Source organism: Streptomyces sp. AC627_RSS907 (assembly GCF_019049165.1).
The window spans coordinates 1-739 of record NZ_JAGMUE010000262.1; the positions used below are offsets into that span (position 1 = coordinate 1).

1 protein-coding gene is annotated in these 739 nt (G+C 69.1%); it reads left to right on the top strand.

The features are described from left to right. Positions 1-575: winged helix-turn-helix domain-containing protein (locus KUM32_RS33185; protein WP_217145632.1), on the top strand; the 575-nt coding region annotated here is incomplete at its 5' end. Between the last annotated feature and the right edge of the window lie 164 nt (positions 576-739).

Sequence of the window (739 nt, forward strand, 5' to 3'; positions counted from 1 at the left end):
TACTGAGTTTTTCGTTAGTTCTGTGGTGGTTGGGGCTTCGGTGGTGTGAGCATGATGGCGTGTCTTCCAAGCCGCAGGATGCTGTTGCTGATGTCTCCGTTCTACCGCTGACGCGGCCGCAGTTGGCCGAGGCCCGTCGCATGCGCGCGGCCGAGCTGTTCGAGCAGAGACGCCCTTCATCCGAGGTTGCCCGGGCAGTGGGGATGCACCCCGAGAGTGTGCGCCGGTGGAAACGCCTGTGGGAGCAGGGCGGGACTCAGGCATTGCGGCGGCGCCCGGCCACCGGTCGGCCGCCCAAGCTGGACGACGCCCAGGTCGAGCAGGTACGAACTGCGCTGGAGCAGGGCGCTCAGGCGCACGGGTTCGAGGCGGACCTGTGGACGCTGGAACGGGTCGGCGTGGTGGTTGAGCGGGTGACCGGGGTGACGCTGGCCCGGGCCTCGGTATGGCGCCTGCTGACCGGGCGGCTGGGCTGGAGTCTGCAGCGGCCCAGGCGCCAGGCCGTCGAGCGGGACGAGTGTGAGATCGCCCGATGGGTCGCCCACGAGTGGCCGCGCATCAAAAAGGGGCGGTGAAGAAACGTGCCTGGATCGTGTTCCTCGACGAATCAGGCGTATCGCTGCTGCCCGAGGTGCGCCGCACCTACGCACCCCGCGGCCGCACCCCTACTCTGCGGCACCGGCTGAACTGGAAACGAGCCGGGATGGCCGCCGCGCTGGGCTACCACGCCGCCGACCCC